At 37.9% G+C, this 5,692-nt stretch carries 1 protein-coding gene; it reads left to right on the plus strand.

Annotated elements, in window-relative coordinates:
* Positions 1-335: 335 nt before the first annotated feature.
* Positions 336-5,045 carry an NAD-glutamate dehydrogenase gene (locus ACFIO3_RS01185; protein WP_375686440.1) on the plus strand — a complete coding sequence of 1,570 codons (4,710 nt, stop codon included), beginning with the start codon at positions 336-338 and terminating at the stop codon, positions 5,043-5,045.
* Positions 5,046-5,692: the final 647 nt, after the last annotated feature.

A 5,692-nucleotide genomic window follows, 5' to 3' on the forward strand; every position in this document is an offset into this window, starting at 1 on the left:
AAAAATGATTGTTTATAAAGTTTTGGTAACCACTTAAAAGTCTTTCTGGTAAATGCGCCATTCTTTTTTTACTTTTGCTTCTTTTTTTACTTTCATTTTGTATATTTTAAAAAACAAACTATTAACATACAAAAATACTAAAAATGCCTTTTCCTTGAAGAAAAATATTTCTTTAAAGTACAAAATATTACTAAAAAATAGCAAAAACAAACTCATTCTTTCCAAATAAAGAGCTATTTTCTTTAGGAAGAAGGTGTTACAGTATGTAAAAATATAATGGTCTGCTTTTAACAAAGAGAAGAAAAGGCCCCTAAGAGCAAAAAGGGAGAGTGAATGTGTTGCAACAAAAAAAAACAGAAATAAAAAACACCCAAGATAAAATAGAACAAATCCTTTTTGCTCAAACCGATGAAGAAGATATTGCTTATTACGAAAGTGAAGAACTTCAAAGGGCCACTGCTATCGCGGTAAAAGCTTTTAATCTCCATCAGACGGGAAAAAATACCATCTTCTTTGAACAAAACTTAACTCGTAATAACAAGCCTATAACCGTTATCACGCTTGTCAATGATAACAAACCCTTCCTTCTCGATTCTATTTTAAATGTCTTCAATCAACACAAAAACCATATTTATTTGATTGCACACCCCATTCTTGATAGTGCTTCTGGAAAACGCATCAGTCTGATGCAAATTCACATCGAGTCACTCAATAAACAGCAGACGCAGAAACTTGAAAATGAACTCACCTTAGTTCTTGAACAGGTTAATGCTGCTGTACAAGACTGGAAACCTATGCTTGAAGAAGTTGAAAAACATATTCATGCCTACCAAATAAGTCTTCCCCCGCACTACAAACAAGAAGGCGAAAAAGCCATTGAATTTCTTCACTGGCTAATGGACGATAATTTCATTTTCCTTGGTATGCGCACTTACAACTTCATCAAAGACCAAAAACCCCTAAAATCCTTTACAGCGAGTAATATTGAACTTGGTATACTCACGGATGCTTCTATTCATATTGTTGACGATAAAAGCATGAAAGAGCCTCCTCAAGAAGTTTTATCCTTCATGGAAAGCGATAATCTATTTATCGTGACAAAAGCGAACAGCCGCTCCAAAATTCACCGTTCTGTTTGGCTGGATTATATTGGTCTTAAAATCTTTGATAAAGAAAACCAACTCTGTGGAGAATTACGCATTGTAGGGCTTTTTACCTCCTCAGCTTATACACGTTCTATTTTGCAAATTCCTTTCTTAAAAGAAAAAGCCCAAACTATTATTCAACGTCTTGGACACAATCACGCCGATTATTCAGGAAAAGCACTCATCAGTGCTTTAGAAACCTATCCAAGAGATGAAATGTTTCGCTCTGATGTTGATACATTGACAGAAAACACTAAACTTATTCTACAATTAGATGAGCGCCCACGTTTACGGGTTCTTGCCCATACTGATTCTTTTGGGCGCTTTGTTTCTATCCTTGTCTACGTACCGCGTGATCAATATAACAGCAGCCTGCGTGAAAAAGTTGGCGAACATTTTGTTGAGCTCTATAAAGGTGACTTTTTTGAATCTTATCCGCTATTTTTGGAAAGCACTCTTATACGTGTCTATTATATCATCCATCGTAAAGGAAACGAAACTGTTCCCCTTATTGAGCGCTCCACACTTGAACAACATGTACGTTCGATTGCACGAAGTTGGGAAGACAGGGTTCAAGCCATCGCTCTTAACAAGAAAATAACAGAGCAACAAACACGTCTAGCCAGTGAATTCCCCAACAGCTATCGTGATTTATTTTCAGCTGAAGATGCTATTAACGATGCCGGACATATTCTAAGTCTTCATGATGAAAAGCCCCTTTTCGTGATCTTTTATCATGCACAAAACAAAGAAAAACAGTGCATTTCTCTTCGGCTTTTTCACCGCCATGAAGCACTTGCCCTTTCCAAACGTGTACCACTCCTTGAAAATATGGGGTTTCGCGTTATTGCTGAACAAACTCTTGAATTACCAGATGGCAATGGGCGCTCTGTGTATCTTCATGATATGCAGCTAGAAAGTACTTTCCAACGCTGTATCGATTTTGAAAAAGACGGTCAAAAACACGCCGAAACCTTTGAAGCCATTTGGGCACAAAATGCTGATAATGACGGCTTTAATGCTCTCACCCAAACAGCTGAGCTTGATTGGCATGAAATTGTTATTTTGCGCCATTATGGGCGCTATCTCCAACAAGCTGGAATTCCTTATTCGCAAGATCGCGTTGCCCAAACTTTAAATGCTTATCCTGACATCACCCAAGATCTTTATGCTTTATTTCATTTAAAATTTCATCAAAGCCATACAGAAAAAGAACGGGAAAAAAACCAACAAGTCATTCAAAAGCGCATTGAAGAAAAATTACGAAAAGTCTCTGGTTTAGATGATGATCTCATTTTACGCCGTTATTGTAACCTTATAGAGGCGAGTTTACGAACAAATGCCTTTACGCCTCTTCCTGATGGAAGTCCACGGCGTATTTTAGCCACCAAATTAAATCCGCGCCAGATTGAAGGTTTGCCTGAACCGCGCCCTTACCGAGAAATTTTTGTTTATGGACCGGAAGTTGAAGGAGTCCATTTGCGTTTTGGACCTATTGCCCGTGGCGGAATTCGTTGGTCTGATCGTGCATTAGATTATCGTACCGAAGTGCTGAGCTTAGTCAAAGCCCAACAAGTTAAAAATGCAGTTATCGTTCCTGCAGGTGCAAAAGGTGGATTCTATCCCCATCGGCTTCCCCAAACAAATGACCGTGCTGTTATCATAGAAGCAGCACGTCAAGCTTATACAGACTTTATCACTGCTTTGCTCTCCATCACAGACAATCTGGTTAATGGCAAAATAAGTGCGCCCCACAATATCATCTGTCATGATGACCCTGACCCCTATTTTGTTGTAGCAGCAGACAAAGGAACAGCAACTTTTTCTGATACAGCCAACGCCATCAGCCAAGCAAACCACTTTTGGCTTGATGATGCTTTTGCCTCTGGAGGCTCAGCAGGTTACGACCACAAAGACATTGGTATTACAGCTAAAGGTGCATGGGAAGCTGTCAAAAGACATTTTAGAGAATCATTTAATCATGATATTCAAACAACGCCCTTCACCTGTGTCGGTGTTGGCGATATGTCTGGTGATGTCTTTGGTAATGGAATGCTGCTTTCCAAACAAACAAAATTGATTGCCGCTTTTGATCACCGCGATATCTTTATTGATCCAGATCCAAACATAGACGAAAGCTACGCAGAGCGTACGCGCCTTTTTAAACTTCCTCGCTCAAGTTGGCAAGATTACGATAAAAGCAAATTATCAAAGGGCGGTGGTATCTTCTCACGAAAAGAAAAAACCATTACTCTCTCACCTGAAGCAGCACAAGCCATTGGTTTTGAAAAACAAACAGGAACACCCTTTGAAATTATCTCTGCTCTTCTCAAAGCCCCGGTTGATCTTTTATGGTTCGGCGGTATTGGTACTTATATCCGTGCTGCAACAGAAAACGATGCTCAAGTAGGTGATCGCGCAAATGATGCAATACGCATTACCGGAGAACAAGTGCGTGCAAAAATTATTGGTGAAGGAGCTAATCTTGGTGTTACACAACGTGGACGGATTGAATATGTCTCAAATGGTGGTCGATGCAATACGGATGCCATTGACAATTCTGCTGGTGTGAATTGTTCTGATATTGAGGTCAATCTCAAAATTGTTCTTGCATCAGCACTACGTGCCAAAACGTTAACCCGCGAAGATCGCAATAAGCTCTTGAAAAAAATGACGCCTCAAGTCGAGCAACTCGTCTTGCGTAACAATTATCTACAACCCCTTGCTCTTTCTTTGGCGGAAAACCAAAGCACTACTGATTTGCCCTATCAAATACGCTTTATGCACGATTTGGAACAAAAAAAACTTCTAGATCGCAGAGTTGAAATACTCCCTGATGAGCAAATTTTACGACAAAGAACAACCCAAGGCAAAGGTCTTCTCCGTCCAGAACTCGCCGTTATTTTTGCCTATGCTAAATTGACCTTAAAAGAAGAAATTGCTAATAGCCCTATTGTTGATGATCACTATTTCAATACAGCCTTGCTGAACTATTTTCCAACCCAAATTCAAGAAAATTTTAAGAAGGAAGTGATTAACCATCAATTGCGTCGTAATATTATCGCAACACTGATTGCCAATGACATTGTAAATCGTGGAGGCCCCACTTTTGTTAATCGGCTACACGATGAAACACAACAAAAGGTTGAAAATATTATTCGCGTTTTTATTGCCATCCGTGATGGTTTTGAAATTCCTCAATTATCTGATCAAATTGATAAGCTTGATAATAAAATACCTGGTCTTGTCCAAAACAAATTCTATGCAGCAATGACCCCAATGCTCTTTGAAACGACCAATTGGGGTTTGCACAACATGGATCTCTCACGTCCACTAGAAGAAATTGTAAAAACAATAAAGCAAGCCCGTAGTATTATTGAAAAAGAGCTTATGCATTCTCCCAACAACGATATTAATCAAAAGATTGAAGAAAAAGCACTACACTACAGTGAAGAAGGAGCACCAAAAGCATTAGCAAAACAATTGGCTCTCTTGGAAGCAGCACCAATAATCTGTGATATTTCTTTGATTGCAAAACAAAGCAACAGTGATCTTATTAAAACTGCAGAGATTTATTTCTCGCTTGCACAAATCATTCGTATAAACCGCATTAATGAAGCTCGTCGAACAATTCCCATCTTAGATTATTATGATAGTATGGCTCTAAGCCAAGCCAAAGAAAATGTTTCCGAAAGCTTACGGCAAATCGTTATGAAAATCCTCAAAAATTATGGCAAGAAAAAAGATCCTTTTGACACTTGGAAACAAACAGAAGAAAATAATATTCATAATATTACAAACCGCATTAGTGCCCTTATTGAAAATGATCTCAATATTTCTCGTTTTACTTTTGCAGCAGGATTGATTTCTCAACTTCAAAATGTTGGCTTTCAAACCTAAAGCAAATACAAAACGACCCACTCAATCTCCCGTTCTATCCCACCACCACAACAAACCAGCGAAAATATAGAGCGGGAGTTTGCATTTTAAACATAACACCCAAAATAAAATCTCGCTATTTATCACAATAGAATTGTTTGCAACAATTTCAAAAAAACAACAGGATTGATTTTTCACCCTAAAAACATAAACTTTCAGACTTAAAAGCAGTACAAAACAGCTAAGCTTTTGCTCCGTTCTATCCATCCATGACTAACCAACAAGGGAAGAACGGAAGCCCTATCCTGCATTTTTAGACAGAGCACTCAAAATAAAAAATAAATTCAAATTTTACTGTCAAACATCCTTCATCATAAAAATATAATATATTGATTTACAATCATAGTTTTATCATTTTTATGATGACTGATAATTCGATATTCTAAATTTGTCTCATTTAAAATCTGTTTATATTCAATTAATTAACCACATTTCCCCTTGCATATTGCAAATGGGAAAGCCGAATAGATAAAAACAGTAAAGAAAGAACTAAAAATGCCCCTCATAAACTGCCTCAAGTGCCAAAATCTGCAGTAACATTGAGAGTTAGCAAATATAATATGATGGTGTTGCCCCTTAGCTTGTTACTCCATAACCGAAAAGATGGT

Source organism: Bartonella sp. AD328YNZD (assembly GCF_042196425.1).